The sequence below is a fragment of the Bacillus sp. GbtcB14 genome (assembly GCF_019091205.1).
GTDB classification, from domain to species: domain Bacteria; phylum Bacillota; class Bacilli; order Bacillales; family Bacillaceae_G; genus Bacillus_A; species Bacillus_A cereus_AG.
Map to the genome: position 1 here is coordinate 1 of NZ_JAGXJT010000016.1, position 16,508 is coordinate 16,508.

The window sequence follows — 16,508 nt, forward strand, 5'->3', positions numbered from 1 at the left end:
GGAGCCACTGGTTCTACGGGAGTTACAGGTCCTACCGGAGCTACTGGTCCTACGGGAGCCACCGGTTCTACGGGAGTTACAGGTCCTACCGGAGCCACTGGTCCTACGGGAACCACTGGTTCTACGGGAGTTACAGGTCCTAGCGGAGCCACTGGTTCTACGGGAGCCACCGGTCCTAGCGGAGCCACTGGTTCTACGGGAACTACAGGCCCTACCGGAGATACAGGTCCTACGGGAATTACAGGCCCTACGGGAGTTACAGGTCCTACCGGAGCTACTGGTCCTACGGGAGCCACCGGTCCTACGGGAGTTACTGGTTCTACGGGAGTTACAGGTCCTACCGGAGCTACTGGAGCTACAGGCGCTACAGCAACAACTTCTACAAAGGCTATCCTTTTTGGTGGTACTAATGCGGGATTTCAGCGCATAGCAGGATCACCTGGTGCAGATTCACAAACGCTCCCTTATGTAACAGCAGGAGCTGGTAGTGTTGTTGCGTTTTCTGCTTCTATAAATGTAAATAACTTAGGTACAGGTGTATATTTGTTGCGAGTATGTGATAATGTACCTACTAATCTAGCTTCACCGGGTGCTGGTCAAATAGTCTCTACAATTACGCTTACACTTACAGCCAATATTACTGGAACTATAGTGTTTTCGATTAAACCAACTGATATTGGAGCACAACCTGTAAAGGTATTTAATCCTAATCCAGTGGTAGCCCCTGCAACAGTTACATGGACTAGTACAATACCTGGTAATCCAGTTGCAAGGACAGATGCTATCTCACTTTTTATAACTCCAGGAATTACTCAAAGTGCTGTATACTCTGTATTTATATCTACTGCAGTTTAAAAAAATTAATACTATATACATACAATACTAGTTTTGAAGGACTACTATTGTATACGAATTTATGGTAGAGCCCAAGGGATATAGGGCTCTTTTTTTATGGATTAAGACTGGGATTTTACATTTGATATATACTAATCAAATTATACTTAGTTAAATGTTATAATTTGTATAATAAAGGCTATTCTCATGTCCCCTTATAGCATCTGCAGAGATCTTTCTACAAGTGGTTAAAGAATTAACCGTATATACAACATTGCCCTACATAACTTTAAACTACCTAAACTAAAAAATAAAAATAAATTCTTAAAGAGAGGAAAACGGAAATAATGGGAGTTAAACAATTACTGTCGGAGGCACAACGAATTGAGTTAATGGATTTATCACGTTTAACAGAATGGGATTTGGTAACATTTCATACCTTTTCTAAACATGACTTACATTTAATCTTCAAGCACCGTAGAGGATATAATCGTTTAGGTTTTGCTCTTCAACTGGCATTAATTCGTTATCCTGGATGGGCTTTAACCGAGTATAAAGATATTCCTATGTCAGTAATCAAGCATATCGCAAGACAGCTACAGATTCCTGCAGAAGAGTTTTCTAGATATGCCAATCGTAGTAATACATTATGGGAGCATCTTAGTGAAATTCGTGAGGAGTATAATTTCACTAATTTTTCTTCTAGCCATGAAGAAAATCTGTTGAAACATCTCACACAACAAGCTATGGAAAACAGCAATTCACTTCATTTAATTGAAATAGCACTGTCCATGTTACGGAAATCAAAAGTTATTCTTCCTGCCATGTATGTAATTGAAAATATAGTTTGGGAAGCCAAACAGCAAGCAGATCAAAAAGTATACAGTATTTTGTATGATGACTTAACATCTGAGCAAAAGAAAAGAATAGATGCTTTACTTCTACCCACAAATAATGGAATTTCGCCATTGGCTTGGTTAAAACAACTTCCCTCTCAACCATCACCAGAGTCTTTCCTCAAGGTTGTGGAGCGATTTGAATATGTAAAAGATATAGGGCTTGTAGTTGATACGAGCAAGATTAATTCCAACCGCCTTCGGCAGCTTGCAAGATTAGGATCAAAATATGAACCATATGCCTTTAGAAGGTTTGATGAAGTGAGAAGATACAGTATTTTAGTTGCTTTTATGCTAGAAATTACACAAGATTTAATCGATTATGCAATTGAAATACACGACCGTATTATGATGAATCTTCAATTAAAAGGAAAAAAAGCACAAGATGAGATGCAAAAAGTAAATGGTAAAAAACTGAATGAAAAACTTGTACAATTTATCAAGATATGTGGAGCACTTATTGAAGCGAAAGAAGTAGGAAAAGATGCTTTTACAGCTCTAGATGACGTTATGCCGTGGGATAAAATGGTGGAATCGGTTGAGGAAGCCAAACAGTTATCAAGACCTATAAGCTATGATTATTTAGATTTGTTGGAGACTAGATATTCTTATATCAGGCGGTATGCGCCTACCCTATTAAGGGTCTTCCAGTTTGGATCAACTAAATCGGCAGAGCCAGTACTTCAAGCGCTTCATACTATACATGATTTAAACATAAACGGAAAGCGAAAAGTACCGATGAGTGCACCTTTGAATTTTGTATCAAATCGCTGGCAAAAACATGTGTATGACGACGAAGGGAATGTTAACCGACATTATTACGAACTTGCAGCATTAACAGAGTTGCGAAATTACATAAGATCAGGAGATGTATTTGTTTCAGGAAGTAGACAGCATAAGGCATTTGATGATTACTTAATATCTGAAGAGGATTGGAGAAACATAATAAATGCGGAAAATTACTTGGCAGTTCCTTTAACGGTCGAGGAGTACTTAACAGAAAGGATTACTTCGCTAAACCAACGTTTGGACTGGTTATCAAAAAATAGTGAAAAATTAGAAGGTGTTGATATCAGCCAAGGAAAGCTATATGTGGAGAGGTTAGATAAAGGGACTCCAGAAGAAGCAAAAGCATTTAGTATCCGTCTACATAATATGTTACCAAGAATAAAGCTCACAGATTTACTATTAGAAGTTTCCAGCTGGACTGGATTTCATGAGCAATTTATTCATGCTTCAACGAACAAATCTCCTGATAAAGAAGAGAAGAATGTAGTATTAGCAACTCTGATGGCAATGGGAACAAATATTGGTCTTACAAAGATGGCAGAGGCTACTCCTGGAATCTCTTATAGACAAATGGCAAACACTGCGCAATGGAGAATGTATGATGATGCTATGGTTCGAGCTCAGTCTGTTCTAGTTAACTTTCAACACAGGCGACAATTAGCAACATATTGGGGAGACGGTAATACATCGTCTTCAGATGGAATGCGGGTACCTATTGGCGTTCGCTCTTTACATGCTGATTCAAACCCGCATTATGGAACAGGAAGAGGAGCAACTATCTATAGGTTTATAAGTGATCAATTTGCTTCCTTCTATTTAATAGTAATTAATACAAATGCCCGAGATGCACTATACGTCCTTGACGGTTTACTTCATCATGAAACAGACCTCATGATTGAAGAACATTATACAGATACCGCCGGATATACAGATCAAGTTTTCGGATTAACACATCTTCTAGGCTTCCGCTTTGCACCACGTATTCGTGACTTAATGGATACAAAACTTTTTACTATTAACGGTGTGCAAGAATATCCAAATGTTCAGTCACTATTAAAAGGGAAAATTAATTTAAAGGTTATTCAAGAAAATTACAATGATGTTTTACGGTTAGCATACTCCGTAAGAACAGGTAAAGTATCTAGCTCACTTATAATGGGGAAACTTGGATCTTATGCAAGACAAAATAAATTAGCGACCGCCCTTGGTGAAATGGGTCGAATAGAAAAAACGATCTTTACCTTAGATTATATTTCGAGTAAATCAGTGAGGAGAAAAATACAAAAAGGCTTAAATAAAGGCGAAGCCACAAATGCCTTAGCCAGAGCTATATTTTTCGGAAAGAGCGGAGAGTTTAGAGAAAGAGCCCTCCAAGATCAATTGCAACGGGCCAGTGCACTTAATATTATTATTAATGCGATAAGTGTATGGAATACGGTCTATATGGAAAAAGCCGTAGAAGAATTAAAAGATACAGGCGAATTTCGAGAGGATTTAATGCCGTATATATGGCCTTTAGGTTGGGAACACATCAATTTCTTAGGTGAATATAAGTTTGAGGGATTACATGCAACAAGTTTACAATCCTTACGCCCTTTGAATATAAAAGAGCCGATTTACTCTTAACGGAGTAAAATACGGCTCTTTTTTCATATAAATTTGCTTAGCGTGGTTTTTTTCCGAAATGCTGGCTGTACCCCTTTTAGGGCATATAAAAGCTAAGTAGAGCTTTGAGAGGCATTGAATAAATAAAGAAAAGGAGAAATGAAAAATGAAAATCGGTGTATCTGTATGGAGAGTTCTTTGCAAAGAAACAAAGTTGAAATTGCTTCAAAACGCTATGCAAGAAAGTAAAAGCCGCTTTACAAAACAATCCCTTTCCATTGCCATAAAGCAACAGAAAGGGGAAGTGTGATGAGTGATCGTATTGGTGAAGGGCACAAGAAATAAGATGCCTTCAAAAATATTTTAGCATGTTCATTTAGGAAATAAAGGGGGAATTTCATGTGATGAAAACAGTTCAATTATTGAAAAGTGAAGAATTTGAAATTGGTACAACGGATAAAAACGGGCACAAATTAAGACAGTCTGATTTTGTTGTCACACAAGATGACTTTGAAGGTATTAGTATCTGCCAAATCTTATACAACAGTATTGCAAAAGAATTTGTGGCTATGAGTGATTCTAATTGGTGGATACCTTATCATGATTTATCTGTTGCAACAGAAAGGCTAGATCATGTCATTGCAAAAGAGTTTTTGGGGCTAGAAAAATGCGGTACATATTGGGGGAAGAATTGTACACCATTTATTAGAATGCCAATTGAATATTTCAATCCTGTTGAGGAATCCACTTTTATTCTAGAAAAATTAGGGAGGCAATATGACGATCTATTGAGTGTAAAAGAAAAAGGGTGCTGGTACCTAACAGTGAACAAGAAAATATATAGTGAAAAGCGTCTTGGGATAGCCGCTTGTTTAGCCGCAATTGATACCGTAAGAAATAATAAGTAGGGATTTGATTTTAAGGAAGAAATACAAATTAAAATTATAAATAGGGGGAATCAAAATGTTACATGCAGTTATGCAAGAGCAAAATTACTGGAAAGGCCAAAAACAGAAATTCCGAAAAAATAATAAGAAGTTATTAATTTCATTAGAACCACATTTGCATGAAAGATTGGAAGAGTTCGCATTGTATAACGAAAATTTAGATCAAATTGCATCGGAGTTAGTAACAGAAGGTTTAGACTATATCTATATGGAGGATATACCTGTAAGGCAATCTTATGCTTTTCAGCACTTTGTAGAAATTGAATTATCACCATTTCAGCAAAAACTCTTACAACAATTGGCACTCAAACGAGGATGTTCAACAAGAAAAATGGCTTATACAGTATTACATTTTATGCTCAAAACAAAGTAAAAGAATCCAATCATTAAAGAAGGATTCTTTCACCAGGTATTCGTTGGCAAATGACTTCACCCGAAGAATTGAGTCTGGACCACTCAATTCTTTTTTATGTTATAAAAAACAATATAATTTGTCAAAAAGCATTTGCTATAGAATAACAAATGCTTTTTGTTGAACTTGAATTGAACACTTTCAGAAAGTATTTATATTGTTTGCCTTTTTCTCTTGAAAAATTGTACCCTCAATCACTAATTTTAACATAGAATATAAAAAATGTAGCGTTTTAATATTAAAAAACCTATTGGTTTTATATGGATTATTTCTTTATAATAATGAGAGGTAGTTCCCGAATGTAGATAGGCTCTCATGCAAAAAGCAAGAGAGCCTATTTACATAAAAAAAGATTGGATATTTGCCAACCTTTTTCGTGTAAGGGGTTTAATGACAGCTTGTTACTACAACTCGTTTTTATTTCAAAACAATTAATCAGAAAATTCAATCTAGGTTGTTTTTGCCCAAATCTCCGAAAGGGGGCATTAGCTAAATTTATTTTAAAAATACAACTTATATTTATTTGAAACATGTCAATTAAACTGTATATGTTTTGACATATTCATTTTTAAAAGAAGTAAAAATCTTTATTTTAAAGTATTTTTTGCTATTCCCCCTTTTCAAGGGGATGGGCAAAGAAACCCATATAGGGGAAAAACGAAAAAGGACGCTTAACTCCATAGAGTTAAACGCCAAAAGTGAATAGATAAATTAAAATAAGTACATAGAAGGGGAGTGATTCCCTTACTTATCATGAGTATATCACAGAATCAGGTTATAAAGAAAAACAAATGATAGTTAAGCTGGTTAAGTGATGAGGGGAAATATAGAGTAAGAGAATAAAGATCAGGAATCAAAATAAGATTCTAGAAAAAAATAACATGGAAACACTTGTTTGATTATGCAAAATTTGAGATAATATAGGTACGTGAGTAATTCCTATGTAATGTCTTGCCCTATAATGGGATGAAGAGGTTCGTTATTCTTTTAGAAATTTAATGCGGTGTCATTCAGTCAGCAACCATCAACCATTTTAAAATTAAAAATAATTAAAAATGGGGTGCTGATACATGTTTAAGTTTTTCTTTAAGAGAGATAAAGATTCAAATACAACAGAATTCTATTTTCATGTTAATTTTGATGTTGTTATCTCTGCTGTCATCATTGAGTTGATTAAACGATCTTTGAACATATAGAAATTTGAAAAAGGGAATGTGGAGATAATCCATGTTCCCTTTTTGTATGTAATGCTATCATTATAAAAGGGGAAATTTATTAAAACTAAGGGGGATGAAATAAATGGCTATTGATATAAGAAGGGTATTTCCTAAGTTTTATCGTGTTATTCCAGTAGAAGTACAAGAAGATAATGGGGAATCTAGAGAATATTCTTGTTTAGCTGATGAAAGAGGCACTGTTTATTCAAAAGAAGATGTAAAAGCATTGTTTGAGGAAATTAAAGAGTTTTATATGCGTGAAGATATGCCTAATATAGATGACTACAATAAACATATGCAGTTATTAGATTATATGAGGTGTGTATCTATTTCGTTAGAAGAAGATGAAACGGGTAAATATTTGATTCCTAAGGCTAGGTATACATATAAGAAGTTTAATAGTGATAAAAGAAATTGGTCTTTTAAGTGTAATTGGTGTGGTGAGAAAGTATCTAGCAAGACTGATGAAGGTTACTATTCAGCATATGACCGTAATTTTAAAGCTGATAATTTTGATAGAGGTTGTTCGGAGGATTGTGCTAAGTTAATTTGGAAAGATAATTTTAAACATTGGGCAAATGAACATGGGTATAGTAAATTCTTTGCATAAACAAGAAATTCCCCTACCAATCAATTAAGATCAGTAGGGGAAAGTATGAAGATAGGTTGTTTTTTCCCAAATCCCCGAAAAGGGGGAATTAGCTAAATTTATTTCAAAAATACAACTTATATTTATTTGAAACATGTCAATTAAACTGTATATGTTTTGACATATTCATTTTTAAAAGAAGTAAAAACCTTTATTTTAAAGTATTTTTTGATACTTTTTTTTGCTATTCCCCCTTTTCGAGGGGATGGGCAAAGAAACCCATCTAACGTTTTTTCTCAATATGGCTTTTCATATTTTTGAATTATAATATAATTAATTCTTTTTATTTCTATATCTGTCTCTTATCTTCCTGTTATGAATCCTTATTGAATTAAGGATTCTTTTTTATCCTAATTTTTTGATCTAATCGATATTTCCCCATTGCTTCATAGATTAAAAGGTCTAATTTTTGACTAAAATCAATTACTTTTTGATGGCTAAATCCATATTTTTTTACAAGATTGCTCAATTCTTTTTTTTGATCTTCGATCATGTCATGTAGTAATCTCATTTCCACTTTTTCTTGTAAACTCCTTTATACATAGAATCTCGAAAAAATTGTACCCAAAAAATTGCAAACAAAAACAAGGCTGAAACCAGCCTTGCCCTAAAGGAAAAAAACTAACTCTTATATCTAAGAGTACATTATGTATGGTAATTTTTGAAGTGGATATCCCATAAAAGGATAAAAAAGTTATTATTGTAATATTTTTAAAGGTTTTTTATTTTATAAAGAAACAGTCGAAATTGCTTGTTTATAAAGGAACTGTTGCTTTCCATTGCTTAAAACTAATACCGAAAATTTATCAACAGCGATAATTTTGCCAGGTACTCTGACACCATTTATTAGAAAAATCGTTACTTCTTTTTTTTCTTCTATTAATTTTTCATAAAACTTCTCTTGTGTATACATCATTTTGATGGTTGCAACTCCTCTCCTTTTTTTGAACGGTTCATAGCTTCTAAGAATACATATTCTTTTACTGTTAATTCAACAGTTGGGCAATATTCAATCTTTGATAATTCGTGAAATAAAGAAAGGTTTTTGTTTAGTTTTTCAATCATTTCATCTAAAGTGATTTCCCCTACACCATACTCGATTACTGGATTTAAAAATACGTCTATATCTATTAAACTTGGTTCAATTAGAGAAACAATTTCTTGTACCTTTGGTAAAATAATTGTTTCATAACGTTGTTTGAATAGTTCTAAGTCCTCTGGTGCGGATTCATTCTCACATAGCTTTTTGAAAGATATTACACGAATGTCATTTCGTAATGAATCAATACGCTCTTCATAAAACGCTTTGTCAAATCCTTCTTTGTCAGCAACATCATAATGAAGTTCTGTTTGTGACCTACGCTTTTTCTTATAAGAATCCATAAGGATTTTTTCTTTTGCATTAAACATCATAATAAAAACAGTACGTTCTAGATTCATGATTTGGTTTGCTACGCTTAATGTTTCATCTAACACTTTTGCGCGTTCTTCTTCACTTAACTTTTTTATAGAGGATGGAACAAGGTTTTTGACATTCTCAAACGACTCTGAATTTGTAATGTGTTGAAGAGAAAATTGAGCGACCTCTGGTAAACAAGGATCAGTGGTTTTGTCTAAGAGTAACAAATCTTTAATCGTTCGCACTGTATTTTTGATCTCTTTTTGAGCTTGGCGAACTTTTTCTATGCTTCTTTCCATGTATTCTGGTTGTTTGAGACGATTGAAAATGTATTCTCTTCTTTCTTCAAAATGTTGCTGTAAAAGTGACATAGTTGTTTCCCCTCTCTAAGTGTCTTACGGTTTTAAAATCCTTCTTATGGATGCAAAAGGAACAGTATAATTATAACATTTTATACTTTGATACGATTTTAAAATTCTTATATTTCGGAATTTTTGAGAAGACGCTTCTTTTTCGTGTTGTACTTGCACAAGTTTCATAATGTCGGCATATAGCTAATAGCGTAAAGCACGCTGATAGCTAATGATTAAAAATGTGGCCTAAAAGGGTCATTGTTTTATGGGAAAAGTGATATTACCGCTCATATCGATTAAATAAAAAAGTAGAGAATTTTTTTGTATAAAAAGGTGAATAACGTACAAACAGAAAGGAATACGTTTTAGTAATACCGATATTATCGGTCACATCGGGGAGGGTGAACAGAATGGAAAGATCAAAGTTTAGTAAACCTGTAGCATTTAATAAGAAGAATGAAAAGGATCGGATCATGTTACAGCATGTAAAGCGTAAAAATTTTTCGGGTTATGTAAAGAAATTAATCTGGAACGATATACCCGATAAACATAAAAAAATAACATGCGAAGAGGATAGAAAACAAGTACCTTCACCAATTCGACAAGACGAACAGAGTGTAACAGGAAAGAAGAAATTAAGTGCCGCGGCACGTATTGAACAAATTAAGGCGCAAACAAAAAGACAGGAGCCTTCAAAAAGCTCACTGCCTGTATTTTTACCCAACAAAAACATTAACAAGTGATCCAATAATCGCGCCTACAGCGACAGCAATTGCAACATGCATATCGTTAGACCTCCTACTTTTCATTTATAAGTAGTATGTGTAGTTCTTTTAAAATTATACGAGGGGTGTTGCATCATGACTAAGACAGAAACGATTTCTTTTCGCTCTTTTATGGACCAAAGTTATAAAAAGAAAGCACATAAAGAAACAAATAGTAAGAACGTACTTAAAAAGGTTTTTACCGCTACAGGGAGTTCATTAATATTAATACTTCCAAAAGTAACATTTGCCGCGGGAGTTAACGGGACGTTTGGCAATGTTCATAGTGCCATTATGAACGGGTTTGATGCGGGCGTAGTTTTAGTTATTATCTTTTCGGGCGCGGCCTGGGCATTGGGTCACCGTACAAAGGCAATAGAAATTTTAATTGGTGCATGTTGTGGGTATATCTTGGCTAGACATGCGGTTGACATAAGAGACTTTTTAAAGGGAATTTAAAAGGAGGGGTCCTTGTGAAATTCATTTTAGAAGGTGGAAAAATGATTGCGGCTAATACAGCTGGGTATATTGGAGAAAAGGCAAAAGAGGGTTCTTTTTTAGATCAATTAAATAATTTTAGTGATGCTATTGTAGGGAAGGAAATGGAATGGATTTTCAAGCCAGTTGGTGAATTTATGGTTGATATAGTAAGCGAATTAGGTCATTGGTTTATTCTAAATTTGCCCGATATTATGGGATATGGTGCATTGGTGACAGCTGGATTTATCATGATAGGTTCAATGACAAACAAAGGCGGAATGATGAAGCCGCTTGCCTATTTTGCAGGCGGACTTATCTTAGCAATATGTATATTAGGAGGGGCCTAAAATGATACAGGGAGAAGGCTTTATTATATGCGATATAGAAAATACAAACCTTCCTGTTTTGGCACAAAATGAATATTTGCCAGTAGTATATGAACCTAAGAAAATAAAAAAATCCTGGTTTAAAAGAAAAGAGATATATTCTTTAAAACAATTTTTACAAGTAGAAAAAAACAAAATGGTTGTATATCGGATTATTCCTCATGCGGATGTATCTAATAATACAAAGCGTTTATGGCGGGCGATCTATAAGATGTATGAAATGTACGAAAGTATGGGAAGTCGTATAGAAAGAAAAGGGATTACATTTCATTATCGTGAAAAGGACTATTTCTGGTTTGATGTTGTTTTCAAACAGAAAAAGGGCCAGAAGAAAATTGAATTTTATGTAGCAACTAGCGAATACCAAGCATTAAAGCTCAAAAGAAAACTAGAGAACAAAATGAGTGTGACAATTAAGGAAGCCGAAATAACAGATTTGCAAATTTCTAATGAAAATACAATCGTACAAGAAATGCGATATTTGAAACATGACATCTTTTCCTTAAATACAAATAGCAACGATACAAAAACGCCTATTGGTAATATTTTAAGTGTTATTGATGAACTAAGTTATGATGGAGACATTTGCCGATTGAGTATCTGTAATGAAGCGGAAAACCGCCAGAAATGGGTGAAAAACGCTTCCTGGGCCATTGAAAAGTTAAAGAAGGGTAAACCACCCCAACGGGTTAATATGAGCGGCAAACGACTTGTAACAGGGGCTAAAATTGGTGTTGCGGCTGTTATTAATGAAATAAATGATTTATTAACTGATACATTCCAGGCGTTCTCGAACGCTTTTTTTAAATCAGATAAAAAATTTAGCAAAGAGCACATCATTAAAAAGGCACATACAACCGCTGATGAAGTTGGAACAAATCGTGTGAGTTATGACAAAGGAAATCAACCTGTTTTTAAAACGCGTATACGGGTGGCCTCACATTCCCATGATCGGTTAACCAGGGAGACAATGGGGGAAACCTTAGCACTTTCTATGATGGATTTATCAGAAACGAATGAACTACATGGCGTAAAAATAAGAATGAGAAAACGCCAAACAGAAATATTACAGGAATTAAACACATTCGAACTATCAAGCAAGACAAAGTTTGATCCGAATGTAAATTTGATGAGTACCGATGAAATGAGCAAATTAGCTTTGCAAATGCCTGTAAAAGAGTTGCAACGAAAATATGCAGATGCATTGAGTGTAAAAAAGAAAGTTGAAATTGAGATACCAGCGATTATGCGGGATGAGAAAGGAATATTTTTGGGACATTCGGAATTGAAAGATCACAAAATACCAATCTATATGCCAATAGATAATCCAGACAATTTTTATAGAGGTTACGTCTTTATAGGAGGACAGGGGGCTGGTAAAGATACATCAATTAAGAATTTTGTTATTGAGGGAAATACAAAACATAAGATTAGTTTTATCATACCAGATGCAATTGTAGAAGAAGGTGGGCGGGGTATGGCAGACGGGATTCGTGATGCATTACCACCAGAAAACATTATTGATCTGGATTTAAACGACAGTGATTATATCCCACCTCTAGATTTAACAGAAGTAATTACAAAGCTAGGGCGGAACGGTGCTTCAAGATTTGCGGATGAAATGATTGATTTCATGCAAATTGAAGGATTAAGCCGAAGTGAAAAATATTTAACGGATGCGGCCAAAGCAAGTAAAGGAAGTCTATTTAATATTAAACGTATTATAGAAGATGAGGACTTTCGGGTAAATCGTATTCAAGAATTAGTGAATGAAGGGAATTTGCGTCTTGCGAATGAGCTGATACAGTGGGGAGATAATGAACAATTAGGGAATAAGTGTGATCCCATCATAACCAGATTAAACCGCTTTTTTGGGAATGAAAGATTGTATGATATCTTTGCACAAGACCCATTGAAAGAACTTGATTTTGGTAAATGGATGCAAGAAGGAAAAGTTATTATTTTAAGGGTTCCAAATGCTAGGGGATTGGGGGAACATGCAGTAAAAACCCTGGTTCACTGGATCACACTAAAAACCTTCATGACCAGGCTATTAATGACTAAAAAAGAGCAAGAAAATGGGGCGTTTATCATTTTTAATGAACCCGAGCAATATGAAAGTGAAGGATTAACTAAATTGATGGGTAGAGTGGGTACAGAGGGCAGAAAAGAGAGACTAGGAAGCATCTATGCATTTCACCATTGGAACAAATTGAAACCGTCATTACAAGAGAATTTACAAGGTGGCGGCGTACAGCAATTCCTATTTATGAACGATCATACAAAGACATTTGAATTATCTAAGTATCGATTTGAGGATACAATTTCACTAGAACAAGCATATAAAATACCAGCACATCACGCGATTATTAGTGTAAGAGCTGGGGGAGAAATGCAACCATCGTTCATTTGTAAAATGGCTCCACCGGTTAAAGCAAAATACGATAATAGTTTCCTAACAAAAAGGCATTCTCGTATGTATGGGCGATCGTGGATAGAATTACAACAAAAGTACGGATAATTCAAATGAAAAGGAGTTGTTTGTTATGAATGATTTAGCAAAAGAACTCAATGAGACATTTCAAAAGTATCAGATCGGCCCGCATGAAATTGCATATTGGATGTATCTCACATTAGAACGAATGACAGAGGATCATCGTGAGATGTATGAACAAGAATATACAAAAGAAGAAATGGAACGGTTAGAAGGCATAGCAGACGCCTTAAACAAAATTACAAATCAGTGTTGGTGGTTACTTAAATAATAAATGAAGCACAAGACATTGTCGCTTGTGCTTTTTACATTCTCCAAAAATCATGCGGTTGTGCGTAAGGGTCTATTTTTCTAATAGCTTTCAAGAGTTTTTTCATTACAAGGGGTGTTGGAATATAGGTTTTATCACGACAAGCCTTTGTCATTGTTGGTAAAGAAATACCCGCGGTACGCGCAATTTTTTGTTGCTCTATTCCGTGACGATCCAGCCATTTTTTTAACATGGTTTTATTATCTTTAAAAAACACTTTGCATCTCTCCTAAACTTGTATAATTTGGTTACAAGTTTGGACAGATTTTTTAAAATCTATTCTTTAGAGTTTAATATTTTTTTAAATATGGGAAGAAAGCGAAATTTTTATGAAACAATGAAACGAACGATTCTTTTAATTTTTAGCTAGTAATCTGGTATACATATAATGCAAAGATTTGACTTACGCATCATACAACAAATCTTTGCAAGGCGGTTTCCAGAAATACTTTGACATTTACATGTAAGAAAATATAAAAAAAGACTTAAATTGCAAACAGTAAATTAAAATTTAGTTTTGAAGAAAAGTAATTAATTTCGTTAAAACAAAATGAAGACGTATTATACAATTTTCATCATACGTCTTCATTTTTTGAAAAGAGCTTAGACCAGAATCCTTGTTTTTCTTTTGGAGCATTAAGAGCTTGTTTACTTTCTTTTAGCTCTACATGCAATTGCTCAATTTGTTTGGATTGTTTTTGTAATAGTTTTTTTTGTTCAACCATTTCTTCTGAAATGACACCTAAAATTTGTTTCAACTCACTATTTTCTTGTGTTAAAGTCTGTAATGCTTCCATTACATTTTCATAACGCGTTATGTGATGCGTGTTTTCGTCTGTGACGGGGGGCGTAATGGGCACCAAACTGTTAGGCTGATTCATTGATATAATAGCATTTGCGGCATCATCTAGCGTCATAGACTTACTTTTACTTAATTCTTGTATTTTTCTTAGAATAATAACGTCCTTGTCAAAAAAACCTCGTTGGTCATGGTCGTTACGGTGGAAGTTATAGCCGCGATCTTCTAATAAACGGGCATACTTGCGTATAGTTCCTTCCTTAACTCCTAATAATTCAGCAACCTCGCGGGTCCAGTAAACATTTTGTATATCTGTTACGGCGTCATGTGACACGTCACATACACCTCCTTTTCGGATAATATTATACACTTTTTAATAGAATCCTTGTGTATTTAATAAAAAAAGAGTTGTTCTTTTATAAAAGAACAACTCTTTTTGATTGTATTATGCATATGGATCATCTTCTAAATCATTCAGTTTATTCCATGATGTATTTTCTTCTTTATCATTGGATTCCCCAGGATTCGTTATCTCTTGACTTGTTTCGATATGAGTTTGAACCGAAACAGGTGTATGAACAGTTTTTGAACCTTCATCGTGTTTGATTGGTAAAGGTTGTGTTTCGTTATCTAATGTAAATGTGTATTTACGCGGTAAAATTTCCGCTACATCTGTATTACCAATTTGTTTATGAAGTTGTTGCGCCGCATACAAAAAGAACATTGTAAGATCACTTTGTTTGTTAATAAAATCGATCATGTCTGGTGAAATGTCTTTCTTAATATAGACATTTGCTCTATCACCAGCTTTGTATATTTTACGAGCCATTATTTTTCACCGACAGGAGCAAGCGCTTTTTCTTTTAATTCTTCAAATCTTGGAGAGCATGTGTACACAAGTAATCCGCGTGCATTTACGAAAAGTGGGTCTTTTAAGAAAATAACATTTGTTAAACGTCCTTTTTGCTCTAAAATTTGTTGTAGGCTTTCTTTTACGATTGCGGCACCGCCACCATAAATGAATACATACGGATCATCTTTCATATCATCAATTTTATTAATAATATCAGTTGCAATTCGATTTGCTAAACCCAATAACGCGCCACGTGATGCCTCTTTTAAACGAATATGACGAGGATGTTCAGAATCAAGATAAATTGCATTAAATTCAGCAATACTGTCTATTGTCTTTTGTTTATTGTTTAAGTTCCAAACCTTGATAATATCAAGTAAAGTTTCTTTCACTCCATATGGTAAACCACGACTCATTTTATGTTTAAAACTAACACCATGAGAAACAACTTCTTCTGTCGTACCAGCGCCAATATCGAAAGATAATATTGTTTTGTCAACAAAGTCTATTTCTGTAGTTTTGCCTTCTGTAGCTTCTACTTTTCTTTTGATGGTTTTACCTTTTTCATCATAAACGATTCCCCATGAACCCGCCGCACCTTCTGGTAAACACTTGCAAAATTCAATTTGGATATTAACTACTACTTCACGTCCGCTTGGGTGATGGAATTTTACCGTATGATGATTCATATAACGCTCTACAAATTCTTGTGCTGTTTGAGGCGTAATTGTTGCTACAGGTAATGCAACAGAAAGATCATAAGTAACATCAATTTTATTTTTATTTGGTTGTTTTTTCATAGCTGTAATTGCTAAACCAGCTAATGTAACAAGTAGCACAAGATCATCTTTCGATTTATCCGATTTCTTTTCCATTTCAATACCTTTAATGTTTTCATCAATCACTTTTTGACCAATAATGTAACGCAGATTGTTTGCTTTTAAGGTAGGTGATGAAATTGTAACATCAATGTTGTTTTCTAAATCTTCAACAGAAATATCCTCATCACTCAAAATGTTTGTTGCTTCTCCAATGTGATGTGAATAAATACTTGGTATGAATAAAGGATCAAGACCTAATACATTTAACTTTAAACCACTATTTCCCGCATCCGCACCAGCTTTAAGAATTGCCATATATAAAAACCTCCTAAAGATTAATTTTTATCGATTAACTTAATTCCATTATATGCTAAACTCTTTTAAAAAGTCAATACAATTACACACAAATTAATACATTTTAATACAAGTCAATACAAAAAATATTAGTGAAAATCTATAAAAATCATTAAAATACAAGTGTTTTTCGTATTGATTCGTAT

18 protein-coding genes are annotated in these 16,508 nt (G+C 34.3%); 11 read left to right on the forward strand and 7 right to left on the reverse strand.

All coding sequences use genetic code 11. The features are described from left to right. From KVT31_RS26555 to KVT31_RS26580, 6 genes are all read left to right on the forward strand, one after another. A partial coding sequence (locus KVT31_RS26555; protein WP_217613660.1) for a collagen-like domain-containing protein occupies positions 1-855 on the forward strand: 855 nt, incomplete at its 5' end. 326 nt (positions 856-1,181) lie between these two features. Continuing rightward, complete coding sequence (locus KVT31_RS26560; protein WP_217613661.1) at positions 1,182-4,145, forward strand: Tn3 family transposase; 2,964 nt, start codon at positions 1,182-1,184, stop codon at positions 4,143-4,145. A 145-nt stretch (positions 4,146-4,290) separates the two neighbouring features. After that, on the forward strand, positions 4,291-4,434 hold the full coding sequence (locus KVT31_RS26565; protein WP_000690451.1) for a hypothetical protein: 144 nt from the start codon (positions 4,291-4,293) through the stop codon (positions 4,432-4,434). A gap of 94 nt (positions 4,435-4,528) precedes the next feature. After that, positions 4,529-5,032, forward strand: coding sequence for a hypothetical protein (locus KVT31_RS26570; protein ID WP_061678418.1), 504 nt, complete (start codon positions 4,529-4,531; stop codon positions 5,030-5,032). Positions 5,033-5,087: 55 nt separating this feature from the next. Continuing rightward, on the forward strand, positions 5,088-5,444 hold the full coding sequence (locus KVT31_RS26575; RefSeq protein ID WP_061678385.1) for a hypothetical protein: 357 nt from the start codon (positions 5,088-5,090) through the stop codon (positions 5,442-5,444). A 1,338-nt stretch (positions 5,445-6,782) separates the two neighbouring features. Next, positions 6,783-7,310: a hypothetical protein gene (locus KVT31_RS26580; protein ID WP_061676393.1), complete on the forward strand. Its 528-nt coding sequence runs from the start codon at positions 6,783-6,785 to the stop codon at positions 7,308-7,310. Between the two features lie 370 nt (positions 7,311-7,680). On the opposite strand, the gene KVT31_RS26585 is transcribed toward KVT31_RS26580, so the two are convergent. The 3 genes from KVT31_RS26585 to KVT31_RS26595 all read right to left on the reverse strand — a co-directional run bounded on the left by KVT31_RS26585 (position 7,681) and on the right by KVT31_RS26595 (position 9,119). Continuing rightward, a complete protein-coding gene (locus KVT31_RS26585) occupies positions 7,681-7,866 on the reverse strand; it encodes an aspartyl-phosphate phosphatase Spo0E family protein (protein ID WP_061678386.1) in 186 nt (61 codons plus the stop codon). Positions 7,867-8,076: 210 nt separating this feature from the next. Next, positions 8,077-8,265, reverse strand: coding sequence for an RNA chaperone Hfq (hfq, locus tag KVT31_RS26590; protein WP_016123539.1), 189 nt, complete (start codon positions 8,263-8,265; stop codon positions 8,077-8,079). Continuing rightward, positions 8,262-9,119, reverse strand: a complete 858-nt coding sequence (locus tag KVT31_RS26595) for a hypothetical protein (protein WP_061678387.1) — start codon at positions 9,117-9,119, stop codon at positions 8,262-8,264. Before KVT31_RS26595 ends, hfq begins: the two co-directional genes overlap by 4 nt. A 392-nt stretch (positions 9,120-9,511) precedes the next feature. Here KVT31_RS26595 and KVT31_RS26600 point away from each other — a divergent pair, with 392 nt between their 5' ends. The 5 genes from KVT31_RS26600 to KVT31_RS26620 all read left to right on the forward strand — a co-directional run bounded on the left by KVT31_RS26600 (position 9,512) and on the right by KVT31_RS26620 (position 13,496). Further along, positions 9,512-9,844 carry a hypothetical protein gene (locus KVT31_RS26600; protein ID WP_061655298.1) on the forward strand — a complete coding sequence of 111 codons (333 nt, stop codon included), beginning with the start codon at positions 9,512-9,514 and terminating at the stop codon, positions 9,842-9,844. A gap of 117 nt (positions 9,845-9,961) precedes the next feature. Beyond that, a complete protein-coding gene (locus tag KVT31_RS26605) occupies positions 9,962-10,324 on the forward strand; it encodes a hypothetical protein (RefSeq protein ID WP_000167718.1) in 363 nt (120 codons plus the stop codon). 14 nt (positions 10,325-10,338) lie between these two features. Continuing rightward, a complete protein-coding gene (locus tag KVT31_RS26610) occupies positions 10,339-10,692 on the forward strand; it encodes a hypothetical protein (protein ID WP_000668764.1) in 354 nt (117 codons plus the stop codon). Between the two features lies 1 nt (position 10,693). After that, the gene (locus tag KVT31_RS26615; RefSeq protein ID WP_061678388.1) at positions 10,694-13,252 is read left to right on the forward strand and encodes a hypothetical protein; all 2,559 of its coding nucleotides are present in this window, start codon (positions 10,694-10,696) and stop codon (positions 13,250-13,252) included. A 25-nt stretch (positions 13,253-13,277) separates the two neighbouring features. Continuing rightward, positions 13,278-13,496 (forward strand): hypothetical protein, encoded by a 219-nt coding sequence (locus KVT31_RS26620; protein ID WP_061678389.1) that lies wholly within the window; start codon positions 13,278-13,280, stop codon positions 13,494-13,496. Positions 13,497-13,530: 34 nt separating this feature from the next. Here KVT31_RS26620 and KVT31_RS26625 read toward each other — a convergent pair whose 3' ends face one another. The 4 genes from KVT31_RS26625 to KVT31_RS26640 form a co-directional block, all read right to left on the reverse strand. Further along, positions 13,531-13,752 carry a helix-turn-helix domain-containing protein gene (locus KVT31_RS26625; protein WP_061678390.1) on the reverse strand — a complete coding sequence of 74 codons (222 nt, stop codon included), beginning with the start codon at positions 13,750-13,752 and terminating at the stop codon, positions 13,531-13,533. A 358-nt stretch (positions 13,753-14,110) separates the two neighbouring features. Next, positions 14,111-14,668, reverse strand: a complete 558-nt coding sequence (locus KVT31_RS26630) for a MerR family transcriptional regulator (RefSeq protein WP_061678391.1) — start codon at positions 14,666-14,668, stop codon at positions 14,111-14,113. Between the two features lie 111 nt (positions 14,669-14,779). Then, complete coding sequence (locus tag KVT31_RS26635; protein WP_000101420.1) at positions 14,780-15,163, reverse strand: hypothetical protein; 384 nt, start codon at positions 15,161-15,163, stop codon at positions 14,780-14,782. Further along, a complete protein-coding gene (locus tag KVT31_RS26640) occupies positions 15,163-16,323 on the reverse strand; it encodes a ParM/StbA family protein (protein ID WP_000996173.1) in 1,161 nt (386 codons plus the stop codon). The genes KVT31_RS26635 and KVT31_RS26640 overlap by 1 nt, the downstream gene beginning before the upstream one ends. Positions 16,324-16,508: the final 185 nt, after the last annotated feature.